Annotated in this window: 15 protein-coding genes; 7 read left to right on the forward strand and 8 right to left on the reverse strand. The window is 66.0% G+C overall.

The window, feature by feature from the left end; all coding sequences use genetic code 11:
* Positions 1-22: 22 nt before the first annotated feature.
* Positions 23-436 carry a PaaI family thioesterase gene (locus tag ACFPU0_RS21580; RefSeq protein WP_377695485.1) on the reverse strand — a complete coding sequence of 138 codons (414 nt, stop codon included), beginning with the start codon at positions 434-436 and terminating at the stop codon, positions 23-25.
* Between the two features lie 113 nt (positions 437-549).
* Between ACFPU0_RS21580 and ACFPU0_RS21585 the strand changes: the two genes are divergently transcribed.
* Positions 550-2,265, forward strand: a complete 1,716-nt coding sequence (locus tag ACFPU0_RS21585) for a proline--tRNA ligase (protein ID WP_377695329.1) — start codon at positions 550-552, stop codon at positions 2,263-2,265.
* 8 nt (positions 2,266-2,273) lie between these two features.
* A complete protein-coding gene (locus tag ACFPU0_RS21590) occupies positions 2,274-3,230 on the forward strand; it encodes a hypothetical protein (protein WP_377695330.1) in 957 nt (318 codons plus the stop codon).
* Between the two features lie 36 nt (positions 3,231-3,266).
* Here ACFPU0_RS21590 and ACFPU0_RS21595 read toward each other — a convergent pair whose 3' ends face one another.
* Complete coding sequence (locus ACFPU0_RS21595) at positions 3,267-3,542, reverse strand: acylphosphatase (RefSeq protein WP_377695331.1); 276 nt, start codon at positions 3,540-3,542, stop codon at positions 3,267-3,269.
* Between the two features lie 4 nt (positions 3,543-3,546).
* Positions 3,547-4,026 (reverse strand): TlpA disulfide reductase family protein, encoded by a 480-nt coding sequence (locus ACFPU0_RS21600; RefSeq protein WP_377695332.1) that lies wholly within the window; start codon positions 4,024-4,026, stop codon positions 3,547-3,549.
* A gap of 30 nt (positions 4,027-4,056) precedes the next feature.
* Here ACFPU0_RS21600 and ACFPU0_RS21605 point away from each other — a divergent pair, with 30 nt between their 5' ends.
* Together ACFPU0_RS21605 and ACFPU0_RS21610 are read left to right on the forward strand one after the other, a co-directional pair.
* Positions 4,057-5,463 (forward strand): PilZ domain-containing protein, encoded by a 1,407-nt coding sequence (locus tag ACFPU0_RS21605; protein WP_377695333.1) that lies wholly within the window; start codon positions 4,057-4,059, stop codon positions 5,461-5,463.
* Positions 5,464-5,583: 120 nt separating this feature from the next.
* Positions 5,584-5,973: a hypothetical protein gene (locus tag ACFPU0_RS21610; protein WP_377695334.1), complete on the forward strand. Its 390-nt coding sequence runs from the start codon at positions 5,584-5,586 to the stop codon at positions 5,971-5,973.
* Positions 5,974-6,303: 330 nt separating this feature from the next.
* Here the strand turns inward: ACFPU0_RS21610 and ACFPU0_RS21615 are convergent, their stop codons facing one another.
* Positions 6,304-7,524 (reverse strand): virulence factor BrkB family protein, encoded by a 1,221-nt coding sequence (locus tag ACFPU0_RS21615; protein WP_377695335.1) that lies wholly within the window; start codon positions 7,522-7,524, stop codon positions 6,304-6,306.
* Between the two features lie 124 nt (positions 7,525-7,648).
* Here ACFPU0_RS21615 and arsC point away from each other — a divergent pair, with 124 nt between their 5' ends.
* Genes arsC through ACFPU0_RS21630 form a run of 3 tightly spaced genes read left to right on the forward strand, consistent with a single transcriptional unit; the run spans position 7,649 to position 9,004 of the window.
* Positions 7,649-8,002, forward strand: coding sequence for an arsenate reductase (glutaredoxin) (gene arsC, locus ACFPU0_RS21620; RefSeq protein ID WP_377695336.1), 354 nt, complete (start codon positions 7,649-7,651; stop codon positions 8,000-8,002).
* On the forward strand, positions 7,999-8,604 hold the full coding sequence (gene wrbA / locus ACFPU0_RS21625) for an NAD(P)H:quinone oxidoreductase (protein WP_377695337.1): 606 nt from the start codon (positions 7,999-8,001) through the stop codon (positions 8,602-8,604). Before arsC ends, wrbA begins: the two co-directional genes overlap by 4 nt.
* On the forward strand, positions 8,597-9,004 hold the full coding sequence (locus tag ACFPU0_RS21630) for a DUF2069 domain-containing protein (protein ID WP_377695338.1): 408 nt from the start codon (positions 8,597-8,599) through the stop codon (positions 9,002-9,004). The genes wrbA and ACFPU0_RS21630 overlap by 8 nt, the downstream gene beginning before the upstream one ends.
* Before the next feature lie 183 nt (positions 9,005-9,187).
* Here the strand turns inward: ACFPU0_RS21630 and hda are convergent, their stop codons facing one another.
* Genes hda through ACFPU0_RS21650 form a run of 4 tightly spaced genes read right to left on the reverse strand, consistent with a single transcriptional unit; the run spans position 9,188 to position 12,609 of the window.
* The gene (gene hda / locus ACFPU0_RS21635; RefSeq protein WP_377695339.1) at positions 9,188-9,892 is read right to left on the reverse strand and encodes a DnaA regulatory inactivator Hda; all 705 of its coding nucleotides are present in this window, start codon (positions 9,890-9,892) and stop codon (positions 9,188-9,190) included.
* Positions 9,889-10,983, reverse strand: a complete 1,095-nt coding sequence (locus ACFPU0_RS21640) for an AI-2E family transporter (protein ID WP_377695340.1) — start codon at positions 10,981-10,983, stop codon at positions 9,889-9,891. Before ACFPU0_RS21640 ends, hda begins: the two co-directional genes overlap by 4 nt.
* Position 10,984: 1 nt before the next feature.
* Positions 10,985-11,533: a CDP-diacylglycerol--glycerol-3-phosphate 3-phosphatidyltransferase gene (gene pgsA, locus ACFPU0_RS21645; protein ID WP_377695341.1), complete on the reverse strand. Its 549-nt coding sequence runs from the start codon at positions 11,531-11,533 to the stop codon at positions 10,985-10,987.
* A gap of 38 nt (positions 11,534-11,571) precedes the next feature.
* Complete coding sequence (locus tag ACFPU0_RS21650; protein ID WP_377695342.1) at positions 11,572-12,609, reverse strand: DUF2066 domain-containing protein; 1,038 nt, start codon at positions 12,607-12,609, stop codon at positions 11,572-11,574.
* Positions 12,610-12,692 lie beyond the last annotated feature (83 nt).

The following is a 12,692-nucleotide window of genomic DNA, read 5'->3' on the forward strand; positions in this document are numbered from 1 at the left end:
TAATCAAACCCATATCCGCGACTTAGTCACCCAGTGGCAATGCATAAGTGCCGGTCACATGAGCGACAAGATCATCTTCCCCGCCCAGTGAATAGAGGGATACTTCACAAACTGCTTGACGCCGACCAAGTTTAAGTATCCGTGCCTCGGCAAATAGATCCACCGGCCTGGGTCTTGACAGGAAGTTGATGTTCAAGTTGGACGTCACCGCCATTTCAACTTTCCCCAGTCGTCCCAGCACTACCGCATACATTGCCGCATCGGCCAGGGCCATGATGGTCGGGCCGGACAGAGTGCCCCCCGGCCGCACCAGTTTGGACTGGAAGGGTACCCGCGCCAGGGCAGCATCCGCATCCAGCCGCTCGATACGCAGGTCAATGTCCTCGGCCATGGGCACGCCGCCGCGTATCAACGCCTCCACCTGCTCCGCCGTCAGTGCCGCCATCTCGCCCTCCTCCGTCAACCGGACCGCAATCCTGTACGCAACTTGATCAGGGCCGTACAATGCCGAGCCATTCAAACCCATCGCAACCGACAAAACGGCCAAACATGCGTACCAGTCAGTTCCTGCTCTCCACCCTCAAGGAAACCCCCGCCGATGCCGTGGTGATCAGCCACCAGCTGCTGCTGCGCGCCGGCATGATCCGCAAGCTCGCCTCCGGTCTCTACACCTGGCTGCCAATGGGCCTGCGGGTGCTGCGCAAGGTCGAGACGGTGGTCCGCGAAGAGATGAATGCCGCCGGTGCGCTGGAAGTGCTGATGCCCGCCGTGCAGCCCGCCGAACTCTGGCAGGAATCCGGCCGCTGGGAGCAGTACGGCCCCGAGCTGCTGCGCCTGCACGACCGTCATGAGCGTGAATTCTGCGTCGGCCCGACCCACGAAGAAGTCATCACCGACCTGGCGCGCAACGAGCTGAACAGCTACAAGCAGCTGCCGATCAACTTCTACCAGATCCAGACCAAGTTCCGTGACGAGATCCGTCCGCGCTTCGGCCTGATGCGCGGCCGCGAGTTCATCATGAAGGATGCCTACTCCTTCCATATGAACCAGGAATCGCTGCAGGAAACCTACGACCGCATGCACCAGGCCTACTGCAACGTGTTCAGCCGCCTGGGCCTGGACTTCCGTCCCGTGCTGGCCGACACCGGTTCCATCGGTGGCACCGGCTCCCACGAATTCCATGTGCTGGCCGAGTCCGGTGAAGACGACATCGCCTTCAGCGACAGCTCCGACTACGCCGCCAACGTCGAAAAGGCCGAAGCCCTGCCCCGCGAGACCGAGCGTCCCGCACCGACCCAGGCGCTGGAACTGGTCGACACCCCGAACACCAAGACCATCGCCGACCTGGTGGAAAACTTCGGCCTGCCGATCGAGAAGACCATCAAGACCCTGGTGGTGCATGGCGCCGAGGAAGGCACCCTGATCGCCCTGATCGTCCGCGGCGACCACGAGCTGAACGAGATCAAGGCTGCCAACCTGCCCCAGGTCGCCAGCCCGCTGGTATTCGCCAGCGAAGCCGAACTGCGCCAGGCCATCGGTGCCGGCGCCGGCTCCCTCGGCCCGCTGAATCTGCCGCTGCCTTGCGTGGTGGACCGCTCCGTGGCCCTGATGAGCGACTTCGCCATCGGCGCCAACATCGACGACAAGCACTACTTCGGCGTGAACTGGGAGCGTGACCTGGCGCTGCCGGAAGTCGCGGACCTGCGCAATGTGGTGGTCGGCGACCCGAGCCCGGACGGCAAGGGCACCCTGGTGATCAAGCGCGGCATCGAAGTGGGCCACATCTTCCAGCTGGGCACCAAGTACAGCGAAGCCATGAAGCTGAACGTGCTGAGCGAACAGGGCAAACCCGTGACCCTGATCATGGGCTGCTACGGCATCGGCGTGTCCCGCGTGGTGGCGGCCGCCATCGAGCAGAACTACGACGAGCGCGGCATCCTCTGGCCGGAGGCCCTGGCCCCCTTCCAGATCGCCCTGGTCCCGCTCAAGTACGAGACCCCGGCCGTCAAGGAAGCCACCGACAAGCTCTACGCCGAACTGCGCGCAGCAGGCGTCGATGTCCTGCTGGACGACCGTGACAAGAAGACCAGCCCCGGCGTCAAATTCGCCGACATGGAGCTGATCGGCATTCCGCACCGCATCGTGGTGAGCGAGCGCGGCCTGACCGAAGGCAACCTGGAATACAAGAGCCGCCGTGAATCCGACAGCCAGGCCGTGCCGGTTGCCGAGGTGCTCTCCTTCATTACCGCCCGCGTGAATCGCTGATCGAGAAAATGTCCAAGCGTAGTTCCCATCGCCTCGCCGGCGCCGCCTTGTGCGGCGCCTTCTTCGTCAGCGGCTGCGCGAATCACTTGCCGCAGCGCAGCGAACACGAGGAGCGCGTCGAGCGCAAACTGCTCAACCACAGCCTGCAGATCGAAGTGGGTGAGCCCCAGGTGCTGGAGCTGCCGCAACGACGCATCCGCATCAACGAGCAGAAGACCTTCGAAGTCACCGAGTTCGAAGTCAGCCGCCACTATGACCGCTACACCCCCTACCAGCCCTGGCGGGAACTCTATGAAGTCCCGCTGGGCGCGGTAGCGGTGGTCGCCGGCGTCGGCGCCAACGTGCTCAACGTGGTGCTGCTCGGCAGCCTGCCGGATACGGCCACCAAGGACTGGATCAGCTACGGATTCGCCGGCCTAAACCCGGCGATGAACGTCGAGTCCAACGGCCGTTCCGAGCAGAACCTGGCCAGCATCGACGAGCAGCAACTGGACAAGCGCATGGAGTACTCCAGCCTGCCCTGGGCGGAACGCCCGGTGCTGGTCAGGGCCGGCAGCAAGACCCACGAACTGCTCACCGACCGCAACGGCATCCTGCGCCTGAACCTGCTGGAAGGCCCTTTCGCCGATCAGGACATCAGCCGCATAGGCCAGCTCCAGCTGAGCGTCGAGGACCCGCTGGACACCGCCCGCGCCGACGCCTCCCTGGGCATCAGCCATTCACTGCGCGGCAAGCTGCTGGAAGCCCACGGGCTGATCTTCGAGGACCTCGAGGACGACGAAGTCCCGCAATGGGTTCATCGGGTCAAGCGCCTGTCGGAACTGGGTCTGGAAGAAGAGGCCAGCGAGCTGGAGCAGAGCCTGATCGAACTGACCCGCAACGATCCGGAGCTACAGCAGGAACTTCTCCAGTCGCTGATGAAGGATGCCGGACGCCTGGCGGCGGACCCGGGCGAATCGGACTGAGCCAGCCGAGGGAGTCGAGCTCCCTCGGGCCGCCCTTCAGCGCCGCACGATGAAACCGGTGATGCCCTGCAACGGCTGATCCTGCAGCTCCACCCCGGTCACCCTGGCATCCGCCGGCCCCTGCTCCAACCAGGCGGCGAGCTCACGCACGGCGCCCTCCTCCCCCTCTACCAGCACCTCGACCCGTCCATCGGACAGATTGCGCACCCAGCCGTCCAGCTCCAGGCGGTCGGCCTGTTCCTGGGTCGACTGGCGGAAATAGACCCCCTGCACCTTGCCGCTCACATAACCATGCAGACAGATTCGTGCCATGGTCCTACCCCCCCTTGCGTAGTTCCTCGAGCCTGGCGGTCAGACCCGCCGCGCTCTGCTCGCCCATCAGCCGCTCCCTCAGCTTGCCCTGGGCATCGATGATGTAGGTGACAGGCAATGCTTCGCTGCGCGGCAGCTCGTAACGCTTCGACGGATCCTCCGCCAGCACGGTGAAACGGATGCCCATCTTCTCGACGGCCTCGCCGAGCTCGCTACCCTGCAAGCCGTCGAAGTTGACGCCGAGCACCTTCACTCCCTTGTCCTTCTGCTGCTCGGCGAAGGCATTGAGCTCAGGGATTTCCGTGCGGCACGGCGCGCACCACTCAGCCCAGTAATTGATCACCAGCCACTGGCCTTCGAGGCGCTCAACCGCTACCTTCTGTCCATGCTGATCGACGCCGACGTCGTCCGAGCAGCCGGCCAGGGGCAGGCCGGCGCCCATCAGCGCGAGTAGCCATACAACAGAATGGAGTCGCAATCCCATGCATTCGGTCCTCGTGTACGCGGGGTTGACATGACGCTGGATGCCCTGCGCCTGGAAGTGCCGGACATCCTGGAAGAGAACGGCACTCCGCTGGCAAGCCTGCCGGCGCTCCTCGCAGAGGCTCGCCAACTCACTCAGGATAGTGCCCTGCAGCAGGTCCTGGGGCTTTTGTTCAGGCTCAACCGTAGCGCCCTGACCTTACTCGAAAGGCAACGCGTGCTGCAAAGCGTGAGCGAAGAGTTCCGCCACTATTCCCTGGCCTATCAGGAGCGCACCCTCCCCCCGAACCTCTTCGTCGGGTTCTGCGATGAACTGGCCTGCGGCTTCAAGCGCCTGCTGCTGCAGATTCTCCAGGGCCACCACCCCTCGCGCCCCCACCTGGCCTGGTGCCTGTACATGGCCCAGCATTTCCTCGCCCAGACCCAGCTGCGCAATTACCAGCTCTATCAGGAGCCCAGCCCACGACTCTGGCGCGACAGCCACCTGCTGTACTGGATCGGCGAGCACCAGGGCTGCCTGGACGAGCCGGTGGCCGCGGCCTTCCGCCCCACACCGGCCAATACCCTGCGCGGGCTCTATCAGCAGATGCTGCTCCTGGCCCTGAGCAATCCCTTCCATCTCAGCGAAGGCGAATGCCCTCTGCTGTTCGGCGCCCTGGCGCCGCTGGCCGGGCTCGCACGACTGCTGCCGTGGGACGAAGATGACGAGAACGTCAGTCCGACTGTCGACCTGACCGAATCCCAACCCTGCCTGCCCCAGGACCAACGCCCCGACGGTGCCAGTGGCTATCTGCGCCGTTTCGAGCTCGGCGCCCTGCTGATCGCGCTGCATGAACCAGCCCCCCTGCGCAGCGAGGGCGAGCGGGCACTGCTGGAGAAAGTCCGACAGCACTGGCTCGGGCGCCAGCAACGCCGCCATCCGCGCACCGAGCAATCGGGAAGTTGCCAGTTGGTGGTGGGGCTGCCCGCCATCCATGCCGACCTGCTGGCGCAGCATCCCGGCCGCTCGGAAGCGCAGATGCTCGACGCCAGCCCCGGCGGCGCCCGCCTGCTCTGCCATGGCGACCAGGGCAGCCAACTGCCGGTGGGCCAACTGGTGCTGGTGCAGACCTGGAGCACACCGGTCCTCGCCCTGGTGCGCTGGCGCTACCAGAATGCCGAGGGCCTGCACCTCGGCCTGCGTTACCTGAAGGGCCTGCCACGCCCGGTCTGGCTGCGCCGCACCCCCAGCGCACAAACCCACGCCGGCGTGCTGCAGAGCACGCCGGCGCCGGGCAACGGCTGGCACCACGGCCTCTGGCTGCCCGGCCAGCAGTTCGTCCAGGGAGAGAATCTCTGGCTGCAGCTGGCCAGCGCGCTCAACCAGGCGGTAGTGCCACTGCCCGAACCCAACCTCTGCACCTCGCTGGTGGCGCGCTATCCCCTGCAACTCGCCTGAGCGATCAAACTGCGAGGCGGATCACGCAGTACGGCGGCCAAGGCGCACAGTTCGTGGGGAAATGACTGCTTATAATCCCGGATCATCGGTACCAACGTACCTTTCCAGACTGGACGCCCCATGCACGAGCAAGACAGCCTGATCGGCCCGGTCCCCGCCCGCATCGTCGAAGTCGCCCGCTCCACCCTCACGGCCTTCGAGGGCCGCGTGGCGGATTTCAATGTGGCGGCCTGGCTGCACCTGCCGGGCATGACGGAACTGCCGGTGTCCCTGCTGGTCAGCTACCTGGACGGCGAGCAGCGCCGTGAAGTGGCAGTGGACCATGGCAGGCTCAACCCCAAGGGCAAGATACTGCTGGCCGGTGTCGCCCGCCTGCCGTTCAGGCAGAAGATCGAGCAGATGCAGATCCGCATGCGCTGCGCGGTGCCGATCAAGGGACTGCTGGTGGAAGAGCTCTTCGTGCAGGCGGTGGAGCTGGCGGAACCCGCCAAGCGGCAGGTGCGTGCCTGACGCGCCTCAACCCGGCAGGGCCCGGCAAGTCTCCCGCGGCAACTCCTGCCCGACCACGTCCTCCTGCCCCCCTCCCGGCGCCAGGGACTCCGGCCAGTGACGGAATCTCAGCCCGGTAACCCGGTTGAGCCCGTCCAGCGCCCGCTGCGGAGCGCGCTCATGCAGGTGGATCAATCTGTCTTTCGCGGTAGCCATTGCCTTCGTCCCCCGGCCATCGGTTCGACGACCCCTTCCCTGTAGTGCCATAAACGTGCCAAACCTGACCTTCCGATCCCCTTGGGCCCGGAAGCCCGCCCGGCCACTGCGGTCGCACTCGACTGACGAATTTCGTCAGTCGTTCCCCGGCTTGAGCCACTGCGCCAGGCTGCCGCCGAACAGCGCCTGCTGTTCCTGCTGGAGCAGCTGCAAAGCCTCCCGCAGCGGCGGATACCATTCCTCGTCCAGATGCTCAGGCAACTGGTTCAGTCTCGGCATCGGCCAGGGCATGTGGCTGAGCAGCTGATAGAGGCTGTAGCCACTGAGGTCACGGCAGAGTACCCAGGCACCGCCGCTGGCCCTGCAGACCAGGTGCTGGCTCTCCAGCAGTTCGAGCATCTCCAGCCATTCATCCTCCGGCAGGTGCCAGCCGGCGCGCTGCACATCCAGGTGCCGCACCGGCATGCCGCGCATCTGCCGGTCGTGGAATACCCGCAGGATGCCCAGCAGCACCAGCAGGCGCGGCAGCGCGCGGCGACGCCAGTGCCAGGGGGTGGAGAGGTTGCACACCAACTCGGCGCCGAACAGCACGATGACCCAGGACAGGTAGATCCACAGCAGGAACAGCGGCACCGTGGCGAAGGCGCCGTAGATCAACTGGTAACCGGGGAAGAAGCTGACATAGAGGCCGAATAGCGCCTTGGCCGCTTCGAACAGCAGCGCGGTGAAGACGCCCCCCACCACGGCATGGCGCACCGGCACCCGCGCATTGGGCACCGCCGCGTAGATCAGGGTGAACGCGGCGATGCTGGACAGCAATGGCATGACGCCCAGCAGGGTCTTGGCGCCATAGAGCGCATCCGGGCCGGAAATCAGCGACAGCGAAGTGATGTAGGTGCTTACCGCGAAGCCGGCGCCCAGCAGCAACGGGCCGAGACTGAGGATCGCCCAGTAGAGCAGGAAGCTGGATACGCCACGGCGCGGCTGGCGCACCCGCCAGATGGTGTTGAAGGCCTTCTCTATGGTCACCAGCATCATGAAGGCGGTCACCACCAGCAGGCCGACGCCGACCCAGGTCAGGTGCCGTGCCTGCACCGTGAAGCCACGCAGGTATTCCTGCAGGGTCTCGCCGGTGGAGGGTACGAAATTGCGGAAGATGAAGCTCTGGATCTGCTCGCCGGTCCCCTGGAAGGCCGGAATGGCCGAAAGCATGGTGAAGGTCACCGTCATCATCGGTACTACGGCGAACAGGCTGGTGTAGGTCAGGGCTGCGGCGCTGTTGGTGCCACGATCGGCAATGAATCGCTGCAGCAGGAAGCGCCAGAATTCGACGACGTCGGTGAGGCGTTGGCGCATTCCATCTCCTTGATTCGAATCGACCCGGTCCGGCACAGCAGACCGCAATCACAGCGCACGGTTCAGGACGACACCGCGACGCGGTTAGAATAGCCGCCTCGACCAAGCCCATGCGACCCCCGACATGACCGAACTGACCCTCTACCACAACCCGCGTTGCTCCAAGTCCCGCGGAGCCCTGGAACTCCTCGAGGCCCGCGGCCTGGCACCGACCATAGTGCGCTACCTGGAAACCCCGCCCAACGCCGCCGAACTGCGCGATCTGCTGGCCAAGCTGGGCCTGTCCGCCCGCCAGCTGCTGCGTACCGGCGAGGATGAATACAAGGCGCTGAACCTGGACGATGCCGGCCTCTCCGAAGAACAACTCATCGCCGCCATGGTCGCCCACCCCAGGCTGATCGAACGGCCCATCCTGATCGCCGGCGACAAGGCCGTGGTCGGCCGCCCACCGGAGAAGGTGCTGGAGATCCTTCCTTGAGCGCGCCCTACATCCTGGTTCTCTACTACAGCCGCCACGGTGCCACCGCCGAGATGGCCCGGCATATCGCCCGGGGTGTCGAGCTGGCGGGCCTGGAAGCGCGACTGCGCACCGTGCCGGCGGTATCCACCGAGTGCGAGGCGGTGGCCCCGGACATCCCTGCCGACGGCGCCCTCTACGCCACCCTGGACGACCTGCGCCACTGCGCCGGTCTGATCCTGGGCAGCCCGACCCGCTTCGGCAACATGGCCGCGCCACTGAAGTATTTCCTCGACGGCACCAGCAGCCTCTGGCTGACCGGCGAACTGGTGGACAAGCCAGCCGCAGTGTTCACCTCCACGGCCAGCCTGCACGGCGGCCAGGAAACCACCCAGATCTCCATGCTGCTGCCCCTGCTGCACCATGGCATGCTGGCTGTCGGCCTGCCCTACAGCGAGCCGGCACTGCTGGAAACCCGCGGCGGCGGCACGCCCTATGGCGCCAGCCACCATGCCGGCGCCGACGGCAAGCGGCCGCTGGATGAACACGAGATCACCCTTTGCCGCACCCTGGGCAGACGCCTGGCGCAGATCGCGCAACGCCTGGAGACGCCGCGTGGCTAGAAAACCCAAGCAACTTCCTGAACTGGCCTGGCTGGCTCCACGAATGTCCGCCAGCCGCGTGGTCAGCCTGGCGAGCTTCCTCGCCCTGGCCCTGCTGCTGGGCATCAATACCCTGTTCTTCGCCGACCTCCACGGTGCGCGCACCTGGGTGGTGCTGAGCATCCAGCTGGTGCCGCTCGTGCTGCTCGCCCCCGGCATCATCATGGGCAACGCCCGTGCCCACGCCTGGGCCTGCTTCGTGGTCAACCTCTACTTCATCCAGGGCGTGCTCGCCGCCATCGACCCGGCCCGGGCGCTGTTCGGCTGGCTGGAGGCGGGGCTCAGCCTGCTGCTGTTCTGCGCGGCGCTGCTCTATACCCGCTGGCGCTTCCAGTACAACCGCAAGCTGGCCGGGGAATGATTCCCGAGGAGAAACGAAAAAGCCCGGAATTTCCGGGCTTTTTCATTCGGGTAGGGTGGATAGCGCGTTTCTATCCACCACCTGCGCTGACCTGGACGCCAATGGTGGACCGATGAAGCGTGGTCCACCCTACGGATATACCTGCCGCCTGGTTCCGCTCCGCAAGGGCAGCCGTAGTCCAGGCTACCAGCCGAAGATTTCCTTGAGGAAGGGAATGGTCAGCTTGCGCTGGGCCTGCAGCGAAGCCTGGTCGAGGATATCCAGCAGGTCGAACAGCAGGTTCATGCTGCGCGGACCGCGGGTGAGGATGAACCGCGCCACCTCGTCGGTCAGGTGCAGGCCGCGGCGCGAGGCGCGTAGCTGCAGCGCGCGCAGCTTGTCCTCGTCGGACAGCGAATGCAGCTGGAACACCAGCGCCAGGGTCAGGCGCGACTTCAGGTCCGGCAGTTTCACCCCCAGCTCGCGGGGCGACTTGCTGGCCGATAGCAGCAGCTTGCGCCCGGCATCCCGCAGGCGGTTGAACAGGTGGAACAGCCCTTCTTCCCACTCGGGACGTCCGGCCAGGGCATGCAGGTCGTCCAGGCAGACCAGCTCGCATTGCTCCAGGTTGTCGAAGACTTCCGGCCCGTAGTGCACGAGTTCGTCCATCGGCAGGTAGATGGCCTGCTCGTCGCGCTGCTCGAAGCGCAGGCAGGCCGCCTGCAGCAGGTGGCTGCGGCCGACGCCTTCGCCGCCCCAGAGGTAGATCAGGCTTTCGGTCCAGCCGGCATCGGGCTCGCACAGTCGCTCGACATAGCCGAGGGCCGCGGCGTTGGCGCCGGGATAGAAGTTGGCGAAGGTGGCGTCGTCACGCAGACGCACACTCAGGGGGAGCTGGATCGGTGTCATGCCGTACTGGGAGGGTCGTCGGGACCGCTACTCGACTGTCCGTAAAGATCGGAAAGTTTATAGAAATCATGCGCATGGCGCAGCAAAACCATGATGATCGCCGCCACGGGCAGGGCCAGCAGCACGCCGGTGAAGCCGAACAGCTGCCCGCCGGCAAGTATCGCAAAGATCACCGCCACCGGGTGCAGGCCGATACGATCGCCCACCAGCAGCGGGGTCAGCAGCATACCCTCGAGCAACTGGCCGGCGGTGAAGACCGCTACGACACCGATCAGCGGATAGAGTTCGAAACCGCCGAACTGGAACAGCGCGGCCACCAGCGCGGCACCGAATCCGACCACGAAGCCCATATAGGGCACTATGCTGGCCAGCCCCGCCAGGAGCCCGATCAGCAGGCCCAGGTCCAGCCCCACCAGCATCAGGCCGACGGCATAGATCAGGCCAAGGGCCAGCATCACCAGCATCTGGCCACGCAGGAAGGCACCCAGCACCTCATGGCATTCGCCCACCAGACCGACGACGTAGCCCTCGCGGCTGCGCGGCAGCAAGCCACGCAGTTTCGCCACCATCAGATCCCAGTCCCGGAGCAGGTAGAACCCCACCACCGGGATCAGCAGGAAGTTCCCCAACCAGCCCATCAGCGCCAGGCCCGAGGCCGTGACGCTGGCCAGCAGGGTTCCGGCGATATCGGTGGTCTGGCCGAGATGGCCGCCGAGCACCGCCTTGAGCCTGTCCAGGCGCCAGAAATCCCCGGGGAGCCCGAGCCTGGCCTGGATCCAGGGCAATGCGCTCTGCTGCAGCCAGTCGAGCATCTGCGGCGCCACTTCATAGAGGCGCAGCAACTGTCGGCCGAGCATGGGCAGCAATACCAGCAACAGCGCCAGCAGGATCAGTCCGAACAGGCCGAACACCAGGGCCACGCCCCAGGTGCGCGACAACCCCAGGCGCTCCAGGCGGTCCACCAGCGGGTCGCCCAGGTAGGCCAGCAGCATGCCCACCAGGAAGGGCGAGAGCACCGGGTGCAGCTGATAGACCAGCCACCCCAGCAACAGCAAGCCACCCAGCCACAGCCAGCGGCGCGAATCGGTCATGTCAGGCCCTCATCCTTGCGTAGCGGAATTTCCGTCCCCATTCCCAGATGTACTGCACACCACTGCACAGCGTCACCACCAGTACCAGCCAGCTCAGCGGCCAGCGCACCGGGGCCAGTGCCGGCGCCAGGCTCAATTCCAGCAGCAGGCACAGCACCAGGGTCATCTGCAGCAAGGTACTCAGCTTGCCCAGTCGGCTCGGCGCGAACTGCGCCGGACCGGCCAGCATGCGGTACAGCCCGGCACCCAGCAGGATCAGCAGATCCCGCAGAAAGATCACCAGGGCCAGCCAGACCGGCAGCACTTGGGTAATGCTCAGGCAGATGAAGCTGGTCACCAGCAGGAGCTTGTCCGCCAGCGGATCGAAGAGCGAGCCGAAACGGCTGGTCCAGCCATAGCGCCTGGCGAGGAAGCCATCCAGGGCGTCGGAACAGCCCGCCACGACGAACAGCGCCAGGGCCTGGGCGTATAGGTCGGACAGCAGCAGCCCGGCAATGGGCAGGACCAGTGCCAGGCGCAGCAGGGTCAGCAGATTGGGCAACTGGTGCATGGCATCCCCGTCACGGGTAGGCCAGCAGTGTACGCCCGCTACCAGTGGAAGCGCAGCAGGTTGTTGCGCGGCACCACCTGGGGCGCCGGCGTTGCCTGCGGGTCAGCGCCCGGAGCCGGCGCCGCCGGGGCCTCCGGCGGCGACTCCTGCAGACCCACCAGGGCCAGTTGGGCGCGCAGTTGCTCGGGGCTGGCGTTCACGCTGTACTCCAGGCGATCGCCCTCGACCTTGACCAGCCGCGCGCCGAAAGGCTCCAGCAGGCGCGACAACTCGGCGTAACGGGCCAGGTCGGCGCCCTGCACTTCCAGCGCCAGGGTCTGCCCGGTGCCAGGCGCCACCGCGAAGCGTGACGCCAGGCGCTGGCTCACCGAGGTCATCACCGCGTCGGCCAAGGCGGCGCTGTCGGCCGCCTCGAGGGTGCCCTGCTCGCGGCTGTCGCCCATCCAGAGGCTCCACTTGCCCTGCCACTTGCCGCCGGCCTCGCTGGCGTCCACCGCCAGCAGGACGTCCGCGCCATAGCGTTCGGAGGCCTGGGCCAAGGCGCCGGGTGTGGCGGAAGTCAGTTGCTCGGGAGTCGCCAGCAACTGCTCATTGAGGTCAGCCAGCGGCAGCCGCAGCGGCAGCCCATGGTTTTGCGCGGCCTGGCCCAGGGGCGCGGCCGCTTCCTGACCGTCGCCCAGCAGATTGGTACCCTCGGCGGAGCGGTTCAGCCACCAGGCCAGGATGACCGGGCGATTGGCGCTCCACAGGGGTACGCCAGCCTGGCGCAGGGCGCGCTCAGTGGTGACCGGGTCGAAGTCCACCACCAGTTCCTGCCCTTCGTAGCCGTACTGGCTGACGAGTTGCTGCGGGTCCTTGCGCAATGCCTCCAGGGCCGGGCTCTGCGCGGCCTTGGGGTCGCCGGAAAGGCGCTGCACCAGGGTATCCAGGGCGCGCACCAGCGCCTGGTTGCGCTCCTCCGGCTGCTGCGAAGCAACGGGTTCGCGCACCTGGTAAAAGTCGGGGACCGTTTCGGCATGGGCCGGCAGGCCGAGCAACGACAGGCAGAGCAGGAACATGGAAGCGATCAGGCGCATGGTGGAATCTCTGTGGGGCGAACAGGTGCAGCATAGGCCGCAATCGAAGGGCTATACCTTAAACAGCCGTCTGTTCCGGGGCA

The organism is Pseudomonas sp. GCM10022186, assembly GCF_042656385.1.
GTDB lineage: Bacteria > Pseudomonadota > Gammaproteobacteria > Pseudomonadales > Pseudomonadaceae > Metapseudomonas.